Source organism: Xanthomonas hortorum, from assembly GCF_011305375.1.
Lineage (GTDB): Bacteria > Pseudomonadota > Gammaproteobacteria > Xanthomonadales > Xanthomonadaceae > Xanthomonas > Xanthomonas hortorum_E.
Window position 1 is genome coordinate 365,075 of sequence record NZ_VCME01000004.1, and the last position, 19,015, is coordinate 384,089.

Sequence of the window (19,015 nt, forward strand, 5' to 3'; positions counted from 1 at the left end):
GGCCTTGCCACATCGCGTAATGGCCGCGCACACCTGGCGGCGCGCGCAGGTGCCTTGATCGCGGCTCTCAGTGCACGGTGCCGTTATGCAGCGGATCCAGGCGGTCGATCACGCCCTGCATCGCGCTGTCGAAGGCGCCGTCGTTGATATGTTCGCGCAGGCGGCCCAGCCGCACCATCACCGCCAGTTCTTCCGGCGAGGCGACGCAAAAACGCACGCCGCGGCGGTTGACGAACAGCAGGCGTTGCGAGATCGGACTCACCCAGGACAGCTTGCCGGCCTGCACCTTGCCGTCCTTGTCGACAAAGTCCAGCCAGGTGCCGATATCCATCGCGCGAAAACGCGTGGCATCGGCGCTGTCGATGCTCTGCGCCACCGCTTCGGCGCCCAGCACCACATTGATGCTCTCGGCGGCCGGCGGCGGCAGGTTGACCTGCGGCAAGTCGGGCAGCGACTTTTCCAGCTCAGGGCGCGCTTCGGCGATCGCCTGCAAGGTGTCGTGCAGCGCACCGATCGCCACCACCACCGCATCGCCATGCAGGCCGATGCTGGCGAACACGCGATACAGCGCCGGCTGCCAGACCTGCAGCCACGGCTTGCCGACGATATGGCGACGCGCCTCGGCCAGTTCTTCCAGCACGCCATCGGCCAAGGCCAGCGCTTCGACAGTGCCGGGACCTTCGTCGCCGTCGCGCAGGATCGCCATGGTCAGATGATGCAGCCAGGGCTGGCGCAGGAAATCTTCCACCGCCTTGGGCAATGGCGCGCCGGCCAGCACGCGTTGCTCCAGTTCGAACAACGCGCGGCTGCGTGCCAGTTCGAGTTTCTCCTGGCCACGCTGGGTTTCGGTGGCACGACGCTCGGCGATCTCCACCCGGCGCCGGTGCTGCGACAGGAAGTCGCGGAATTCTTCTTCCAGGGTCTGAAAGATCGCCAGGTTCTCGTTGAATTCGGCGACCAGGCGGTCGACGATTTCCTCGACCTTGCCCATCAGCACGCGTTCGGCCGCGCTGTCGCCGGTATTGCCTTCGCAGGCCTCGGCCAGCGAGTTGAGCAGGCGCCGCGCGGGATGGGTCTTCTGCACGAACATCTTGCGATCCAGCAGCGCGACCTTGACGAACGGCACCACCAGCCGGCCGATCATCTCGCGCGAGCGATTTTCCAGATCGCGCTCGTCCAGCATCACATCGAACAGCATGCCGACCAGATCGATCGCATCTTCGTCCATCGGGTCGAGTTTTGCGGTGGCCGGGTCCACGCCCAGCCGCGTGGCGCTGGAAAGCACTTCGTTCTTCAATCGCTGCGCCAGCGATTCGTTGTCATCGCCCATGGACGCGCCCAGCGTCCCGCTCGGCGTGGCCTGCAGCAGCGATAGCACCGACATCATTTCGCGCTGGCTCAGGGGGCGTTGCTGGCCCACCGCCACCGTTGCCGCAGACGCGGCGCTGTCGCGCACGCTACGCGTCTGCTGCAGCAGTTCGTGCAGCGCTTCGAGCAACATGCCCTGGCTACCGCCGGGATGATCGCCATCGCCGTCCATCCCACCTGCACTGCCGCCGCCCTCGGTATGACCGCGCTGGGTGGCAGCCTGCATACGGCCGCGGCTATGCGCCCAGCGATCCAGAAAACGGTTGGCCCAGGCCGGTGCGTATTGGTCGTTCTGATCGTCGCCGCCCATCTCGGCAGCCGCGCCCTGCCCCTGGCCATCGGGCCGCGCGCGCTCTTCGGGCGTGTCGCCGCGCGGCTGCGCGCGGGGCGGCTGACGCTTGGGTGGCGACATTTCCGGCATGACGCCGGCCTTGAGCAGGGTTTCGTCCAGGCGCGCGTACAACTTGCCGATCGGCTCGGCTAGGTCGCGCTCGCAGAGCTTGATCAGCACCAGGCGCACTTCCGGCGCAAGGTCGCAGATGGCGAAGGCTTCGTGGATGGCCACGCCCAGGTGTTCCGGGCCGATCGGGTTGGTATCGGCCACCAGTTCCAGGCCGCCGGCGATCCAGCCCAGGCGACGGTCCACCCGCGCCAGGACCTGTTTGAAGTCGCGCAGCAGCACAGTGGCCAGATTGCGCACTGCCAGCCGCGATTCCAGCACATGTTCGGGCACCAGGCTCAGCGGACCGGTGCCGATTTCGCCAGCCAGCACCACTTCGGCCGACAGCGGCATGCCCAGTACCAGTGCCTGCCAGCCGTCTTCCAGCTGTTGGCGGAAGCGGTCGGCCACGTCGTCACGTTTGCGACGCAGCTCGCGCATGCCATCGAGAAACAGCAACTGCGAGGTGCCCGCAGATTCGGCGCGATCGAACAGCACATCGTCGAAATGTGCGACTGCAGCGGCAAATACCTGCGCAATTGCCGGCACGAACGCGGCATGCGCCTGTTCAAGCAAGCGTTGGTCACGGCCCGGGTGTCCCGACGGACTGGGCTGAAAAGTCATGCGCAAAGGCTCCCCGCCCCTGCAGGCGTGAAAATATTCAAACAAGAAAAAACGGACGCGGCCCCAAATTCCGCTATTGCATGGTAGGCGTTTCGCTCATCCATTAAATGTGATGAATCTCTCACTTTATTCGTGACCGCCCGTGGTTTGCGTGTCAAGTGAACATCGTAGCTTGCAGCGCCGCTGTGGCGCTTGCCAAGCCCTTTATACGCTGGCGAGGGTTAAGCCTTGCGCTTGGCAGCCCGCCCACGCCGTCGGCCCTGGCCCGGCTGCACCTGCGGGTGCCTGGCCAGGCACGATGCGGCGGGCGTTAGGAAGGGCCCGTCTATAATTGCCCTTTCGCTGCCTCGATCCGGAACTATGCACGCACCGTATTCGCTCCAGGCGCTGGACGCGCGCCGTTCGGTCCCCTCCAAACAGCTCGGCGAGCCCGGGCCGGATGAGAACACCCTGCTGCGCATGCTCACCTCGGCGGTGCGCGTGCCCGATCACGGCAAGCTGGTGCCGTTCCGCTTCCTGCGCATCAGCGGGGACGCGCGTCAGGCACTGGGCGATTTCCTGGCCGAACGCACCCAGGCCGCCGACCCGCTGGCATCGGCTGCGGCGATCGCGAAAGAACGCGGACGCTTCATCGATGCGCCATTGGCAATCGTGGTGATCGCTTCGCTGCGCCCCGAACACAAGGTGCCCGAACAGGAACAATTGCTGACCGCCGGCTGCGTGTGCTTTGCACTGCTACAGGCGGCGCAGGCGCACGGTTTTGGCGCGCAATGGCTGAGCGCGTGGATGGCCTACGACCCGGCGGTGACCGCCTATCTGGGCCTGGAGGAAAACGAGCGGATCGCTGGCTTCATCCACATCGGCACGCCACGCATGCAGGTCCCCGAACGCGAGCGCCCGGATCCGCGTGCGTTGCTGAGCGACTGGACGCCGTGACCACGCACACCACCTCGATCGACGGCGCTCCGCCCACCAGCGCGCGCCCGACCCCGCTGTACCTGGTCGATGCCAGCCTGTACGTGTTCCGCGCCTGGCATTCCATCCCGGACGAGTTTCAGGATGCGCAGGGCTGGCCGACCAATGCGGTACACGGCTTTGCGCGCTTCCTGCTCGACCTGCTCGAACGCGAAGACCCCACGCACATCACCATTGCTTTCGACGAAGCGCTGGACAGCTGTTTTCGCCACGCCCTGTACCCCGCTTACAAGGGCAATCGCACCCCGGCGCCGGACGCGCTGCGGCGCCAGTTCGCCCATTGCAAGGCGCTATGCGCGGCATTGGGCTTGAGCGTGCTGGCCCACCGCGACTACGAGGCCGACGATCTGATCGGCAGCGCCTTGCACGGCGCGCGTGCGCAGGGCTTGCGCGGGGTGATCGTCTCGGCCGACAAGGATCTGTCGCAGCTGTTGTTCGAACACGACGAACAATGGGATTACGCACGCAACCAACGCTGGGACATGCACGGCGTCAAGGCCCGCTATGGCGTGCATGCGCACCAGATCGCCGATTATCTGGCGCTGTGCGGCGATGCCATCGACAACATTCCCGGCGTCACCGGCATCGGCGCCAAGTCCGCCGCAATATTGCTGGCGCATTTCGGCAGCCTGGATGCCTTGCTGGAGCGCGTGGACGAACTCCCATTTTTGCGCCTGCGTGGCGCCGCGCAAATGGCGGTGCGGCTGCGCGAACAGCGCGAACATGCCTTGCTGTGGCGCCAGCTCAGCACCATTGCACTCGATGCGCCGTTGGCGCTGACCGCAACGGGTTTCACGCGGGCGCAGGCCGACGCGGACATGCTGACCGGATTGTGCGAGAGCCTGCGTTTCGGCCCGCTCACCCGGCGTCGGCTGCTGGCCGCGTGCACCGGCGCACCCGCAGCGCTTCCCACCGTTTCCCTGGAACAAGGTCTGCACCCATGAACCGACACGACACCCCGCCCACCGTGGTCTACGAAGGCAAGTACCAGCGCATGGTCGTGCGCGGCACCTGGGAATATTCCGAGCGCGTGCATGCCGGCGGTCTGGCCGCGATCATCGTGGCGGTGACGCCGGACGATGCGATGTTGTTCGTCGAACAGTTCCGCGTACCGCTGCAGGCGCGCACCATCGAAATGCCGGCTGGCCTGGTTGGCGATGTGCATGCCGATGAATCGATCGAGCTGTCGGCGATTCGCGAGCTGGAAGAAGAAACCGGCTGGACCGCCGAGCACGCCGAAGTGCTGATGATCGGCCCGACCTCGGCCGGGGCCAGCAGCGAGAAGATCGCCTTCGTGCGCGCCACCGGCCTGCGCAAGGTCGGCGCAGGCGGCGGCGATGCCAGCGAAGACATCACCGTGCACGAAATCCCGCGCGCACAGGTCGGCGCCTGGCTGGTGCAGAAGATGGCCGAGGGCTACCAGATGGATCCAAAGTTGTGGGCCGGGCTGTACCTGGTCGACCACGCACTGGACGGCACCCCGCGTGGTTGAAGCGACGACTGAAGTCACCCCTGCCCGCTTGCTGGGCGCCGACGATCCCGCAACGTTCACTGTGTTCAACGCGCACGCGGCATCGCCGTGGTTGCTGATCGCCGATCACGCTGGTCAGCGCGTGCCGGCACGGCTGGCCAACCTGGGGTTGCCGCAGCATGAGCTGGACCGCCATATCGGCTGGGATATCGGCATTGCCGAAGTCACCCGTTTGTTGGCCGATGCGCTGGATGCGTTCGCCATTGCCCAGACCTACTCGCGGCTGGTGATCGACTGCAATCGCCCGCATGGTGCGGCAACGCTGATGCCCGAGGTCAGCGACGGCACATCGATTCCAGGCAATCTGCAGCTATCGGCCGATGCGCGGCGGCAACGCATCGACGAAATCTTCGCGCCGTATCACGCGCGTATCGCTACAGAACTCGATGCACGCCAGGCGCGCAATCAGCCCACGCTGCTGGTCTCGATGCACAGCTTCACCCCGGCGATGGCCGGCAACGCACGGCCCTGGCATGCGGGTGTGCTGTACCACCGCGATACACGGCTGGCACACCGCTTATTGCAAGCCTTGCGCAACGAGCCGGATCTGGTCGTCGGCGACAACCAACCCTACGCGGTCAGCGACACCAGCGACTACGCGATTCCGGTCTACGGCGAAGGCCGCGGCCTCCCCCATGTGGAGCTGGAACTGCGCCAGGATTTGATCGCCGATGCGGCGGGGCAACGTGCTTGGGCAGATCGATTGGCGCGCATCCTGCCGCCACTGGCGCAGGCATTGCTGCCGCACTGAAACACGCCGACAGGGCAATCCCTGTAGGAGCGTGCCTGCGCGCGACGAGGCGTTATCGGTGACGCCTCATCGCGCGCAGGCACGCTCCTACGCGGGTCGCGAACGTACTGCGTCCGAGCATGCCGCGGCTGCGATTGATCTACTCGCTCAGGCAAACCCGTCGGTCGCACGCACCAGCGCATCGACGTTTTCCGGCTCGAATCCCGAATGGCCGGACGCCGGGCTGATCTGCAGTGTCGACTTCGGCCACACCTTGTGCAGATCCCATGCGCTTTGCAGCGGGCACACCACGTCGTAGCGGCCGTGCACGATCACGCCGGGGATGTCGGCGATGCGGTGCGCATCGCGCAGCAGCTGATCTTCGACCTCGAAGAAACCGCCATTGACGAAGTAGTGGTTCTCGATGCGCGCGAACGCCAGTGCGAAGTGCGCGTCCTCATGCCCGGTGACAAAATTCTCGTCCACATGCAGGAAGCTGGTGGCGCCTTCCCACACGCTCCACGCCTTGGCTGCGGCCAGGCGCGTGGCTTCGTCGTCGCTGGTGAGCCGGCGATGAAAGGCGGACATCAGATCGGCGCGTTCCACCAGCGGAATCGCATTGACGTAATGCTCCCAGGCATCCGGAAACAGCCGGCTGGCACCTTGCTGATAGAACCATTCCAGCTCGAAACGGCGTAGCAGGAAGATGCCGCGCAGCACCAGCTCGGTGACCTGCTGCGGGTGGGTCTGCGCGTAGGCCAGCGCCAGCGTCGAGCCCCAGCTGCCGCCGAACACCTGCCAGCGCGCGATGCCCAGGTGTTCGCGCAAGCGCTCGATATCGGCGACCAGATCCCAGGTGGTGTTGTCGACCAGATCGGCATGCGGGGTGGAGCGGCCCGCGCCACGCTGATCGAACAGCACGATGCGGTACTTGGCCGGGTCGTGAAAGCGCCGCATCTTGGTGTTGCAACCGCCGCCGGGGCCGCCGTGCAGCATCACCACCGGCTTGCCCTGCGGGTTGCCGCACTGCTCGAAATACAACGTGTGGCGGTCGTCGACCTGGAGGGTGCCGTGGTCGTACGGCGTGATCTCGGGATAGAGCGTGCGCATGCGTCGGTCCTGCGGGAAACCGCTAGTGTATCGGCAGCCAGCGCGTACCCACGGGCAAACGACGACATGCGCAACGCGACTGGCGCACGCTTAGCCCGCAGCGTGCGCCCAGCGCCCCAACGTCACCCGATCGCGCTGCTCCAGATCCTGATGCGTCGCCACCGCCTCGAAACCGCGCGCGCGCAGCAGGTCGGCCACCGCCGTGCCCTGGTCCCAGCCGTGTTCGAGCAGCAGCCATCCGCCCGGCAACAGATGCATGGGCGCATCGGCGACGATCAGCCGGATGTCGTCCAGTCCATCGGGGCCGGAGGCGAGCGCGCTGGCCGGCTCGTGGCGCAGATCGCCTTCACTCAGATGCGGATCGTGCGCTGCGATATACGGCGGGTTGCTGGCGATCAGATCGAAGCGCTCACCCGCCAGCGGTGCAAACCAGTGACCCAGCCGACATTCGACATTGCGTAGCTGATGGCGGCTGGCGTTTTGCTGGGCGACAGCAAGCGCTGCGGCACTGGCATCGGTGGCGATCACCTGGGCGTGTGGCCGCTCACTGGCGATGGCCAGTGCGATCGCGCCGCTCCCGGTGCCCAGATCGGCGGCGCAGCGGCCTGGCATGTTGTCGAACCGCTCAAGGGCGAGCTCGACCAGCGCCTCGGTATCGGCGCGCGGGATCAAGGTAGCAGTCGAGACCGCCAGATCCAGCGTCCAGAATCCACGCGTGCCAGTCAGATACGCGACCGGTTCGCCGGCCTGACGCCGCTGCACCAGCGCCTCGAACGCCTGCGCGACAGCATCCCCAACCGGATCGCGGCCGTGCGCAAACAACCAGGCGCGGTCGCGCCCCAGCGCATGCAGCAGCAACGGTTCGGCATCGCTGCGCTCGATCCGCTCGGCTGCCCGCCGCAGCAGTTGGTCGGCGGCAAGGCCGGCTGGGTCGTCGCTCATACGGATCATTCACTCCTGCGAAACATCGGCTGACCATTATCGGAGATGGAATGGCCCCCTGCAGCGGCAGAGACAGCCTGCAAAGCCGATAGCCTAAGCCTATCTATGCAATCCCATTAATCGATTTGAGAAATCTATCGATCCTGCCTACCATGGCGGCTGTTCCATCCCCCGCCCCCCTTTCATCGCTCGAGGAAACTCAATGTCTCTCATCAACACCCAGGTCAAGCCGTTCAAGGCGAATGCGTACCACAACGGCAATTTCATCGAAGTCACCGAAGCCAGCCTGAAGGGCAAGTGGTCGGTGCTGATCTTCATGCCGGCCGCCTTCACCTTCAATTGCCCGACCGAAGTGGAAGACGCCGCCGACAACTATCCCGCGTTCCAGAAGGCCGGCGCCGAGGTGTACATCGTCACCACCGACACGCACTTCTCGCACAAGGTGTGGCACGAGACCTCGCCGGCCGTCGGCAAGTCGCAGTTCCCGCTGATCGGCGACCCGACCCACCAGCTGACCCGCGCCTTCGGCGTGCACATCGAAGAAGAAGGCCTGGCCCTGCGCGGCACCTTCATCATCAATCCGGAAGGCGTGATCAAGACGCTGGAAATCCACGACAACTCGATCGCCCGCGACGTCACCGAGACGCTGCGCAAGCTGACCGCTGCCCAGTTCGTCGCCAACAACCCTGGCCAGGTCTGCCCGGCCAAGTGGAAGGAAGGCGCCAAGACCCTGGCTCCGTCGCTGGACCTGGTCGGCAAGATCTAAGTCGACGCATCCCTTCGGCCTGTCGCCAGGCCGGAGGGACATCTCCGGCCCAGCGATGGGCCGGGGGTGAACCGGAGCCGGTGCCGGGCTGCCCGCCAGCCATCGCCAGCACGCATTCCCGAGCATTGCGCCGGCTGCGGTTCATCCCCTCCTCCCCGGCGACCTGCCTCATCGCAGCGACGCCACGCCCTCCCCTTGCCCATTCCCAGGAGTTTTCCATGTTGGATGCCAACCTCAAGACCCAGCTGACCGCCTACCTGGAACGGGTCACGCGGCCGATTCAGATCAATGCCTCGATCGACGAGAGCGCCGGCTCGCGCGACATGCTCGACCTGCTCGAAGATCTGGTGCTGCTGTCGGACAAGATCAGCCTGGACATCCACCGCGACGACAACCAACGCAAGCCGTCGTTCGCGTTGACCACGCCCGGCCAGGACATCTCGCTGCGCTTCGCCGGCCTGCCGATGGGCCACGAGTTCACCTCGCTGGTGCTGGCGCTGCTGCAGGTCGGCGGTCACCCCTCCAAGGCCACCGCCGAGCTGATCGAGCAGGTGCAGCACCTGGATGGCGATTACCAGTTCGAAACCTATTTCTCGCTGTCGTGCCAGAACTGCCCGGACGTGGTGCAGGCCCTGAATCTTGCCGCCGTGCTCAACCCGCGCATCAAGCACGTTGCCATCGACGGCTCGCTGTTTCAGGAAGAAGTCGAAACCCGCCAGATCATGTCGGTGCCTACCGTCTACTTGAACGGCGAATTGTTCGACCAGGGCCGCATGACGCTGGAGCAGATCGTCGCCAAGCTCGACACCAACGCCGCAAAGCGCGACGCAGTCAAGATTGCGGCCAAGGACGCCTTCGACGTGCTGGTGATCGGCGGTGGCCCGGCCGGTTCGGCAGCGGCGGTGTATGCCGCACGCAAGGGCATCCGCACCGGCGTGGCCGCCGAGCGTTTCGGTGGTCAGGTGCTGGACACCATGTCGATCGAAAACTTCATCTCGGTTCCGGAAACCGAAGGCCCGAAAATGGCAGCCGCGCTCGAGCAGCACGTGCGCCAGTACGATGTGGACATCATGAATCTGCAGCGTGCCGAGCAGGTGATTCCGGCCGGTGCCGATGGCCTGATCGAAATCAAGCTGGCCAATGGCGCCTCGCTCAAGAGCAAGACCGTGATCCTGTCCACCGGCGCTCGCTGGAGGCAGATGAACGTGCCGGGCGAAGATCAGTACAAGAACAAGGGCGTGGCCTATTGCCCGCATTGTGATGGCCCGTTGTTCAAGGGCAAGCGCGTGGCGGTGATCGGTGGCGGCAATTCGGGCGTTGAAGCGGCGATCGATCTGGCCGGCATCGTGGCGCATGTCACGCTGGTGGAATACGACGACAAGCTGCGCGCCGATGAAGTGCTGCAACGCAAGCTGCGCAGCCTGCACAACGTGCGCATCATCACCAGCGCGCAGACCACCGAAGTGCTGGGCGATGGGCAGAAGGTCACCGGCCTGGTCTACAAGGACCGTACCGGCGGCGACATCCAGCATGTCGATCTGGAAGGCGTGTTCGTACAGATCGGCTTGCTGCCCAATACCGAATTCCTCAAGGGCTCGGTGGCGTTGTCGCCGCGCGGCGAGATCATCGTCGACGACCGCGGCCAGACCAATCTCCCCGGCGTGTTCGCTGCCGGCGACGCCACCACGGTGCCGTACAAGCAGATCGTGATCGCGATGGGCGAAGGTTCCAAGGCTGCACTGAGCGCGTTCGATTACCTGATCCGCTCCAGTGCACCGGTCAGCGCCGAGGTTGTGGCTGAGGCCGCATAACCGCCCACAACACAGCGCCCGGCACCGCCGGGCGTTAAGCTCGCCAAGTGCTCACGTCGTTTCCCGTCAACGTAACAAGGGCTGCTGCACATGAATCTGCGTGACCTGAAGTATCTGGTAGCCCTGGCCGACCACAAGCATTTTGGTCGTGCTGCAACGGCGTGTTTCGTCAGTCAGCCAACCCTGTCCACCCAGATCAAGAAACTCGAAGACGAGCTCGGCGTCTCGTTGGTGGAGCGCGCGCCGCGTAAGGTGATGTTGACGCCTGCCGGCCGCGAAGCCGCGGTGCGCGCACGCAGCATCGTGGCCGAAGTGGAACAGATGAAGGAAGCCGCACGACGTAGTCAGGACCCGGAAGCGGGTACCGTGCGGCTGGGCATTTTTCCCACGCTTGCACCGTATCTGTTACCGCATGTGGTGCCGGGCATTCGCAAGCGTTTTCCACGCCTGGAACTGCTGCTGATCGAAGAAAAAAGCGACCAGCTCATCCATCAGTTACGCGAAGGGCGCCTGGATGCGGCGCTACTTGCGCTGCCAGTGCAGGACGATCAGCTGCATGCAGAGTTCCTGTTCGAAGAACCCTTCGTGCTGGCGGTGCCGGAAGGCCATCCACTGACGCGCCACGACAGCATGACGCTGGACGACTTGTCCGAGCAGCGCCTGTTGTTGCTGGAAGATGGCCATTGCCTGCGCGAACAGGCCCTGGACGTGTGCCATCTGGCCGGCGCGCTGGAAAAATCCGAGTTCCAGGCCACCAGCCTGGAAACCCTGCGCCAGATGGTGGCCGCCAATGTGGGCGTCACCTTGTTGCCGCTATTGGCAGTCAAACCGCCGGTGGCACGTTCGGAAAACATCCGCCTGATCCGCTTCCGCGAAGACAAGCAGCCCAGCCGGCGTATCGCAATGGTCTGGCGCCGCAGTTCGGCCATGACCGCGTTTCTGGAGCAGCTGTCGCAGTTGTTCAAGGAATTGCCGGAAAGCCTGTTCACCCTGGACCAGCCGACTAGCGGCCCCAAGGCGGTCGCTGCCTGAGGATTCGGGATTCGGGATTCGGGATTCGGGATTCGGGATTCGGGATTCGGGATTCGGGATTCGGGAAATTGTTTCACGGCTGCGGCCGCTTCGCGCGATGCTTTCTCACCTGCCACCGGACATAAGCGACGCGCGAGCGTCGTTTTTTGTTTCGCTTTTGGTTACTGCGCGAGGCATCTGAAAACACGGCGGCCTCTGCGTCATTGGCATGCGGCAGACTCCAACCCGGTTGCTTGCGACCACGGGCTGACGCATTGGCGCGCTTGCCCGACCCTTTGGCCAATGTCAGCAACCCGCAAAAGCGTGCCTGCCTCACTCAGCAAGCACGATGCCTTGCGCTACCTGGCCGCGCATTGCGATCGAGCAACGGCGCCCTCATCTTGTAGATGACGCTCACCGTGTTGGCGAGCCGTCGTCGTCAGGAGATTGCCATGCCTTCGCAACACCACAGCGGCTTGCCGCCGTCCATTCTTGTGTCCAGCCACGACCTCGCCCGTCTCGAGGCATTGCTCGATTCGCCCGCATTCAACAAGCATCCCGCCGCCACTGCGCTGAGCGACGAACTGGGCCGCGCACGCGTTGTGCCAGCCGATCAGATTCCCGGCGATGTCGTCACCATGTACTCCCGCATCGACTGCGAAGATGAGCTGCATGGCGAACGACATACGCTCACCCTGGTGTATCCGCACGAGGCCGATGTACAGCACGGCCGCATTTCGGTGCTCGCGCCGGTTGGCAGTGCGCTGCTTGGCCTGTCGGTCGGCCAGAGCATCGACTGGCGCACGCCAGACGGACGCGACCTGCGCCTGCGTGTGACTGCCGTGCACGACCAACATGCATTGGCCGACGACTTACAACGCTGAGCGCGCTAACGTAACGCGCTGCGTCCTATCCACGACCCGTCCACGATTCGAGAGAACCCGCATGACTGCATCCCCCTCCAAGCTTGCTCAACTGCGTGAGCTGTCTGTCGTCGTTGCCGATACCGGCGACTATGACGCCATCAAGCGCCTGAAGCCGGTCGACTGCACCACCAATCCCACGCTGGTCAAAAAAGCGCTGGACCTGCCGGTCTATGCGGAATTGATCGAGCAGGAACTGGCCTGGGGCCGCGAACACGGCGGCGACGATCGCACGGCCACCGTCAACGAAGTCGCCGACCGCCTCACCGTCGGCGTGGGCACCAAGCTCTCCGAATTGGTGCCCGGCCGCGTCTCCACCGAGGTGGATGCAGACCTGGCGCACGATACCCAAGCCACCATCGCCAAGGCGCGCAAGTTCATCGCGATGTATGCCGAGCGCGGCGTGTCCAAAGACAAGATTCTGATCAAGATCGCAGCGACCTGGGAAGGCATCGAAGCGGCGCGCCAGCTGCAGCTGGAAGGCATCGACTGCAACCTCACCTTGATCTTCAACCGCTCGCAGGCGCTGGCCTGCGCAGAAGCCGGCGTGTTCCTGATTTCGCCGTTCGTTGGCCGCATCCTGGATTACTACGTCGCCCAAGGGCAGACCCCGGCCAGCATCGACGAAGATCCGGGCGTGGTGTTCGTGCGCACGGTGTACAACGAATTCAAACAGCGTGGCTCGTCTACGGTGGTGATGGGCGCTTCGTTCCGCTCCACCGCGCAGATCGAAGCGCTGGCCGGTTGCGATCGTTTGACCATCTCGCCGGAGCTGTTGGAAAAGCTCGACGCCGAACACGGTGAGTTGCCGCGCAAGCTCTCGCCTGCGCAAGCAGACAACGCACAGATCACCCCGATCGACAGCGACAGCTTCGCCACCGATCTGGCCGCCGACCCAATGGCCACCGACAAGCTGGCCAGCGGCATCGACACCTTTGCCAAGGATCTGCAGGCGCTGCGCAAGACCATCGCCGACAAACTCGCCGGCTGATTGCCTATCACGGTTGTGTGACGCCAACGCTCGCGGCTTATCAGCCTGCGGGCGTTGTCGTTTCTGGGATTTCGTTCAGCGCCATCCTCCACACAACGCTTACAACCGCCGTGCGCGCACTGCCTAGAATCCGGATTCCTCAACTGGCGTAGCGGACAATGGCAAACATTGCAGTGGTGATGGTCGACGGCGTGGCCGATTGGGAAATCGGCGTCGTACTGCCGGCGGCGCGTGAATGGTTCGGCGACCAGGTTGCCATCGCCAGTATCGACGGCCAGCCGGTGCAGTCGATTGGCGGCTTGCGCATCACACCGGACTTCGCGCTTTCCGATCTGGCACCGCTGGAGGCCGATCTCTGGGTCCTGCCCGGCAGCGAACGCTGGCAGGCCGGCGAGATTCCCGGACTGAGCGGCCTGTTGGTGGAACGCGTGCAACACCAGCGCCCGGTCGCTGCAATCTGCGGCGCCACCATTGCACTGGCCTATGCCGGTTTGCTCGACGACCGCCCTCACACCAGCAACGCACTGGCCTTCCTGCAGGAACACGTGGTGCCTTATGCAGGCGCTGCACACTATCGCCACGAAAAAGTCGTCGCTGCCGACGGCGTGATCACCGCGCCCGGCACCAGCCCGGTCGGTTTCGCGCTGGCCTGCATGCGACTGCTGCATCCGGAACGCACCGACATGCTCTCGCAGCTGCGCGGCATGTTCGCCGGTGAGTTCGTCTGACCTGAAAGATGTGAGCCGGAGGATACGAACCGGCACAGCTGATTCGCTGCACGCATTGCATCGCCGCTCCGCCGCGGCGTCGCAGGCATCGCATTGCGACCGCCACAAAAAAAGATGGCCACGTTGTCTCCAACGTAGCCATTCAAGTTGCCTGGCATGCACTCCCATGCGCTGCCTGATCGTGATAACGCTGCCGGTCACTGTTGGCCATCGGCACGTCACCACAATGGATGACAGCGCTCAATCCGACCCGCCTTTCCGTCAGGCATCCAGCCCGATCGGGCAGCTCACTCCCGTTCCGCCAAGCCCGCAATAACCATTGGGATGCTTGGCCAGATATTGCTGGTGATCGTCTTCGGCGTAATAGAACGTGGGCGCCGGGAAACGGATCTCCGTGGTGATTGCGCCATACCCGGCTGCGTCCAGTTGTTGCTGGTACGCATCGCGGCTGGCCAGCGCAGCGTCGTATTGCTGCTGTGTCGTGCAATAGATCGCCGAGCGGTATTGCGTGCCGACGTCGTTGCCTTGCTGCATGCCCTGGGTGGGGTCGTGGCTTTCCCAGAAGGTGCGCAGCAATTGCGCAAACGACACCGCCTGTGCGTCATAGACCACCAGCACCGCCTCGGTGTGGCCAGTCTGCCCGGAACACACTTCGCCGTAAGTGGCATTGGGCGTTTCGCCACCGGCATAACCCACTGCCGTGCTGTACACCCCTGGCACGTTCCAGAACTTGCGTTCTGCGCCCCAGAAGCAGCCAAGCCCGAATTGCACCTGGGCCAGGCCGGTGAACTCCCCGCGCAACGGATGGCCGTTGATCAGGTGCGTGTTGTGCAGCGGCAGCGCTTGCTCGCGTCCCGGTAGTGCTTCGCCTGAACGTGGCATGCGTTGCTTGAAGGCGCCGATTCCCAGCATGGTGCAACTCCCGCGTGTGTAAGGGTTGCCTGCTGGATGGCGCCGGCCGTAGCGGCTTTCAAGCCACTACGGCCAATACGGCATTACTTCTTGGTCAACGAGGCAGTGGCGGTGTCCACTTCCGGCATCGCCGAGCTGTGGTGGTTGATGATCAGCCACTTGTCGTCGCGCTTTTCGTACACGAAGGTGTAGCGCGCCTGCACCTTGCTCTTCTTGCCGTCCTTGTCGGTCAGCGTGAAGGTATAGACACCGGCATCCACCGCGCTGTCTTCATCTAGTACGCGCACGGTGCGGTAGTTGACGACGCCCTGCGGCTTCTTGGTCAGGAACATCTCGAAGTACTTTTCGATCTGCTCGCGCGAGGCGCGCACTTCATTGGAGACGGTCGGCAGCAGCACGCCGTCCGGTGCGTACAGATCAGCAACCTTGTGCGGGTTGCCGGTGGCCAGCGCCGCGTTCCAGGCGTCGAACAACGCCGCCACTTCGCGCTCTTCGCCATCGGCAGGCAGCTTGGCCTTGTCGGTGTAGTGCATCACGCCGCCAGCCAGCGCCGGGGTGGCAGCCAGAGCCAGAACCAGAGAGATAAAGGTGCGACGCATGGGGAATCTCCGTGTAGTTGATGGGGGTGCCTCATCGGGCAGGCTCAGTATCGAAATCGCCCGGCCTCGAAAATTCTGCCGAGTGGCATATACTCAAATATGCTGATCGGCCTAGAGGCAAGACATGGAAACCCCTACCAATGCTGGCGATTGGCGTCTTGCTCTACGGCGCGACGCCTCCGACAGCGCACGTTGGCAAGCGCTCTGGGAGACCGCTGTCGCGCTGCGGCAGGCGCAGACCCCGGAGCAGGCCTGCGATGCGGTGCTGGGACGCGTGTTGCTGTTGCTGGGCCTGGAACATGGCGCGGTGCTCGCGCAACGCGGTCCGCGCGCGCAGGTACTCGCCAGCCGCGGCCGCGCACTGCCGCCCGGCGCCAGCGCTGCCGGCGACAGCCATGAGGCGAGCTGGTTGATGCCACCGCGCCCGGCCGATATGCGCGAAGCCAAGGTACAGATCCATGCGCTGGGTATCACCCACGGCATGCTGTGCGTTGCCTGGAATGACAGCCGCCCCGCACCCGGCAACGACGATGTGCAGGCGCTGCAAGCGTTCGCGCTATTGCTGCCGGCAATGGTGGCCGAACCGGCCAAACCGCTCGCCACGCGCCGGCGTAAACCGATGCAGGACGATCGCCTCAGCGCGCTGAGCAAACGCGAGAAACAGGTGCTCTCGCTGCTCCCGCGCGGGCTCACCAACGCCACGCTCGCAGCTGAACTGGGGATTTCTCCCGGCACGGTAAAAGTGCATGTGGAGCGAATCCTGCAGAAACTTGAGGTAAAAGATCGCACCCAGGCCGCGGTGTACGCGGTCCGTGCCGGACTCGCGCTATGAATGCTTTGGCAGTGCGTTGGAACGATTGGCCAATCACCCGCAAGAGCCTGGCGGTGGTGACCTTGCCGCTGCTGCTGCTGGCGGTCGCACTGATGGCGATCTACAGCGTGGAACGGCAGAACATCGCCGCCGAAAACGATGTGCGGCAGACCCTTGAAGTGCTGAGCGATCTATACGAAGCGCACGCACTCTTGGCAGAAACCGCAGCCGGCGTGCGCGGTTATCGCCTGGTGCGCCGCGATGAATTCCTCACCCCGTATCGCGATGCCGAACCGCGTTTGCAACGCGTGGCAGAGCGGCTGTCGCAACGCATCACCGACCCGGGGCAAGCGCAGCGGTTTGCGCGCATCAAGCCGTTATTTGCCGAAAAAATGCAGGGCTGGCGCCGTTTGCTGGCACCGGATCTGAGCCGCGAAGAAGAGATCCGCCAGCTCTGGGACGGCAAGTACAAACTCGACATCCTGCGCGCTGAATTGCGCGAATTGCGCAACTACGAAACCGCGCAGTTGCAGGTACGCACCGCCAAGGCGCAGGGGCTGCGCCAGCGCAATCTCATCATCACCCTGAGCGCGGCGATGCTCGGTGGCCTGGGCGCGGTCTTTGCGGTGGCGTGGTTCGCCTCGGCGTTGTCCGGGCGCTTGCGCACGTTGGCGGCCAATGCGGATCGGCTGGGCGAAGGCTTGCCGCTGGCACCGCAGCCGCGTGCAGGCGATGAACTGGGCCAGGTCGGTCAGCGCCTGGCACAGGCCAGCGAACTGCTCGCCGCGCGCGCGGCCGAAGCGCAATTGGCACGTCGCGAGGCCGAAACCGCCAACCGCGCCAAGACCGAATTCCTGTCGCGCAGCAGCCACGAATTGCGCACGCCGCTCAATGCGATTCTGGGCTACGCGCAGGTGCTGGAAATGGATCTGCCCGAACCTGCGCACCGACGCCATCTGCAACACATTCTCGGTGCCGGCAGGCACTTGCTGGGGTTGATCACCGAGCTGCTGGATATCGCGCGTATCGAAGCCGATCAGCTGGATCTGAGCCCGGAACCGATCTCGGTGCGTGCCGCCGTGCACGAAGCCTTGGGCCTGATCGCCCCGGACGCGGACAAGCACGGCATCGCGCTGCAACCGGCCGCCATCGACGGGCCATGGACAGTGCGCGCCGATGCGCAGCGGCTGCGTCAGGTGCTGCTCAATCTGCTGTCGAACGCGGTCAAGTTCAATCGCACCGGCGGCCAGGTGCAGGTGAGCGCGCAGCCAGATGGCGAGCAGGTGAGGATCACGGTCGCCGACCAAGGCGCGGGGCTGACGCCGGCGCAGATAGAGCGGCTGTTCACGCCGTTCGAGCGGCTGGGTGCGGAGCGTTCGGCGGTGGAAGGCACCGGTCTGGGGCTGGCGTTGAGCAAGCGCCTGATCGAGGCAATGGGCGGGCACATCGGCGTGGACAGCAGCCGCGATGGCGCGCGCTTCTGGATCGCGCTACCGCAGGGTGACCCGCAACGTAGCGAGCCGGCGCGCACCATCGTGCCGCCGAGCAGCGCCGGCAGCGGTGTGTGCCGGTTGCTGAGCATCGAAGACAACCCATCCAACCAGGCCTTGATCCGCACCCTCAGCGAGCGTCGCCCACAGTGGCAACTGCTCGAAGCGGCCAGCCTGGCGCAGGCGCGCGAGCTGCTGCAGCAAGGCCTGCCGGATCTGATCCTGCTGGATCTGCATTTGAGCGACGGCAACGGCGAAGAGCTGCTGCGCGAGTTGCAAAGCCAGCCGGCCACTGCGGAGGTGCCGGTGGTGGTGATCAGCGCCGATGCCACCACTGCCACGTTGGCACGTGTGGGCAATCAGGGCGTACGCGCGTATCTGACCAAACCGCTCGATGTGGCGGAATTCTTCACTGTGATCGACGGGCTGCTGGCATGACACGCGACGAAATCCTGGGTTCCCGCATCCTCATCGTCGACGACGAGCCGGCCAACGTAAGGCTGCTCGAAGACCTGCTGCAGCGCGAAGGCTTCCAGCAGGTGATCGCCACCACCGACCCATTGCGGGTGATGGGGCTGGTGTCTGCCTTCGCGCCGGACCTGATTTTGCTGGATCTGAAAATGCCGGAGCTGGATGGCTATGCGCTGCTGGAACAACTGGCGCGGCTGTCCGACCACGGCCACTTTTTGCCGGTGATCGTGCTCACCGCCGACCCCAGCCGCAGCGCGCGCCACCGTGCGTTAGGCCTCGGCGCGAAGGATTTTTTGACCAAGCCCTTGGACACCTTCGAGGTCGCGCTGCGGGTCTGGAACGTGGCCGAAACCACGGTGCTGTTCAAGCGTCTGCGTGCACTCGCCGCGCCTGATGCTGCGCCGCCGGGGTGGCGTCAGCAGAGTTAGGTTTTTAGGGCGGATGGTCTGCGGCTTGCTGCAGGGCCCTTGCCCGCCGACCCTCGCGGGACACGCCGCAAGTACGTCCCTGTAGCGTCTGCGCGCCCTCGCCGCGCCGGATGCTGCGCCGCCGGGGGGCGTCAGCAGAGTTGGGTTTTTAGAGCGGATGATCTGCGGCTTGGCTGTGGGGCCCTTGCCCGCCCACCGTCGCGGGACACGCTGCAAGTACGTTCTTTCAGCGTCTGCGCGCCCTCGCCGCGCAGGATGCTGCGCCGCCAGGGGCGTCAGCAGAGTTAAGTTTTAGAGCGGATGATCTGCGGCTTGGCTGCAGGGCCCTTGCCCGCCCACCGTCGCGGGACACGCC

At 64.7% G+C, this 19,015-nt stretch carries 18 protein-coding genes; 13 read left to right on the plus strand and 5 right to left on the minus strand.

Annotated elements, in window-relative coordinates:
- Positions 1-67: 67 nt before the first annotated feature.
- Positions 68-2,431 carry a PacR family protein gene (gene pacR / locus FFY45_RS04745; RefSeq protein ID WP_176339549.1) on the minus strand — a complete coding sequence of 788 codons (2,364 nt, stop codon included), beginning with the start codon at positions 2,429-2,431 and terminating at the stop codon, positions 68-70.
- A gap of 360 nt (positions 2,432-2,791) precedes the next feature.
- On the opposite strand from pacR, the gene FFY45_RS04750 reads away from it, so the two are divergent.
- From FFY45_RS04750 to FFY45_RS04765, 4 genes are read left to right on the plus strand one after another with little or no spacing between them, the layout of a single operon-like run.
- The gene (locus FFY45_RS04750) at positions 2,792-3,367 is read left to right on the plus strand and encodes a nitroreductase family protein (protein WP_176339550.1); all 576 of its coding nucleotides are present in this window, start codon (positions 2,792-2,794) and stop codon (positions 3,365-3,367) included.
- The gene (locus tag FFY45_RS04755) at positions 3,355-4,350 is read left to right on the plus strand and encodes a 5'-3' exonuclease (protein WP_217902463.1); all 996 of its coding nucleotides are present in this window, start codon (positions 3,355-3,357) and stop codon (positions 4,348-4,350) included. Before FFY45_RS04750 ends, FFY45_RS04755 begins: the two co-directional genes overlap by 13 nt.
- Positions 4,347-4,898 carry an NUDIX hydrolase gene (locus FFY45_RS04760; RefSeq protein WP_005988855.1) on the plus strand — a complete coding sequence of 184 codons (552 nt, stop codon included), beginning with the start codon at positions 4,347-4,349 and terminating at the stop codon, positions 4,896-4,898. The genes FFY45_RS04755 and FFY45_RS04760 overlap by 4 nt, the downstream gene beginning before the upstream one ends.
- Positions 4,891-5,688: an N-formylglutamate amidohydrolase gene (locus FFY45_RS04765; RefSeq protein WP_176339552.1), complete on the plus strand. Its 798-nt coding sequence runs from the start codon at positions 4,891-4,893 to the stop codon at positions 5,686-5,688. The genes FFY45_RS04760 and FFY45_RS04765 overlap by 8 nt, the downstream gene beginning before the upstream one ends.
- 147 nt (positions 5,689-5,835) lie before the next feature.
- Here the strand turns inward: FFY45_RS04765 and pip are convergent, their stop codons facing one another.
- Both pip and prmC read right to left on the minus strand, forming a co-directional pair.
- Positions 5,836-6,777, minus strand: coding sequence for a prolyl aminopeptidase (gene pip, locus FFY45_RS04770; protein ID WP_176339553.1), 942 nt, complete (start codon positions 6,775-6,777; stop codon positions 5,836-5,838).
- Between the two features lie 90 nt (positions 6,778-6,867).
- Positions 6,868-7,719, minus strand: coding sequence for a peptide chain release factor N(5)-glutamine methyltransferase (gene prmC, locus FFY45_RS04775; protein ID WP_176339554.1), 852 nt, complete (start codon positions 7,717-7,719; stop codon positions 6,868-6,870).
- A 202-nt stretch (positions 7,720-7,921) separates the two neighbouring features.
- Here prmC and ahpC point away from each other — a divergent pair, with 202 nt between their 5' ends.
- The 6 genes from ahpC to FFY45_RS04805 all read left to right on the plus strand — a co-directional run bounded on the left by ahpC (position 7,922) and on the right by FFY45_RS04805 (position 13,949).
- Positions 7,922-8,485 (plus strand): alkyl hydroperoxide reductase subunit C, encoded by a 564-nt coding sequence (ahpC, locus tag FFY45_RS04780; protein WP_006451401.1) that lies wholly within the window; start codon positions 7,922-7,924, stop codon positions 8,483-8,485.
- Between the two features lie 218 nt (positions 8,486-8,703).
- On the plus strand, positions 8,704-10,296 hold the full coding sequence (gene ahpF, locus FFY45_RS04785; protein WP_176339555.1) for an alkyl hydroperoxide reductase subunit F: 1,593 nt from the start codon (positions 8,704-8,706) through the stop codon (positions 10,294-10,296).
- Between the two features lie 90 nt (positions 10,297-10,386).
- Entirely contained in the window at positions 10,387-11,328 is a 942-nt protein-coding gene (locus FFY45_RS04790) for a LysR substrate-binding domain-containing protein (RefSeq protein ID WP_176339556.1), read from the plus strand.
- Between the two features lie 431 nt (positions 11,329-11,759).
- Complete coding sequence (rnk, locus tag FFY45_RS04795) at positions 11,760-12,191, plus strand: nucleoside diphosphate kinase regulator (protein ID WP_023902775.1); 432 nt, start codon at positions 11,760-11,762, stop codon at positions 12,189-12,191.
- 61 nt (positions 12,192-12,252) lie between these two features.
- A complete protein-coding gene (tal, locus tag FFY45_RS04800; RefSeq protein ID WP_176339557.1) occupies positions 12,253-13,221 on the plus strand; it encodes a transaldolase in 969 nt (322 codons plus the stop codon).
- A gap of 158 nt (positions 13,222-13,379) precedes the next feature.
- Positions 13,380-13,949, plus strand: coding sequence for a type 1 glutamine amidotransferase family protein (locus FFY45_RS04805; protein WP_176339558.1), 570 nt, complete (start codon positions 13,380-13,382; stop codon positions 13,947-13,949).
- A gap of 261 nt (positions 13,950-14,210) precedes the next feature.
- Here the strand turns inward: FFY45_RS04805 and msrA are convergent, their stop codons facing one another.
- Both msrA and FFY45_RS04815 read right to left on the minus strand, forming a co-directional pair.
- Positions 14,211-14,861: a peptide-methionine (S)-S-oxide reductase MsrA gene (gene msrA, locus FFY45_RS04810; RefSeq protein WP_176339559.1), complete on the minus strand. Its 651-nt coding sequence runs from the start codon at positions 14,859-14,861 to the stop codon at positions 14,211-14,213.
- Positions 14,862-14,944: 83 nt separating this feature from the next.
- Positions 14,945-15,460 carry an SgcJ/EcaC family oxidoreductase gene (locus FFY45_RS04815; RefSeq protein ID WP_176339560.1) on the minus strand — a complete coding sequence of 172 codons (516 nt, stop codon included), beginning with the start codon at positions 15,458-15,460 and terminating at the stop codon, positions 14,945-14,947.
- 124 nt (positions 15,461-15,584) lie between these two features.
- On the opposite strand from FFY45_RS04815, the gene FFY45_RS04820 reads away from it, so the two are divergent.
- From FFY45_RS04820 to FFY45_RS04830, 3 genes are read left to right on the plus strand one after another with little or no spacing between them, the layout of a single operon-like run.
- Entirely contained in the window at positions 15,585-16,292 is a 708-nt protein-coding gene (locus tag FFY45_RS04820) for a helix-turn-helix transcriptional regulator (RefSeq protein ID WP_176339561.1), read from the plus strand.
- Positions 16,289-18,199, plus strand: coding sequence for an ATP-binding protein (locus tag FFY45_RS04825; protein WP_176339562.1), 1,911 nt, complete (start codon positions 16,289-16,291; stop codon positions 18,197-18,199). The genes FFY45_RS04820 and FFY45_RS04825 overlap by 4 nt, the downstream gene beginning before the upstream one ends.
- Positions 18,196-18,660, plus strand: coding sequence for a response regulator (locus FFY45_RS04830; protein ID WP_176339563.1), 465 nt, complete (start codon positions 18,196-18,198; stop codon positions 18,658-18,660). Before FFY45_RS04825 ends, FFY45_RS04830 begins: the two co-directional genes overlap by 4 nt.
- Positions 18,661-19,015 lie beyond the last annotated feature (355 nt).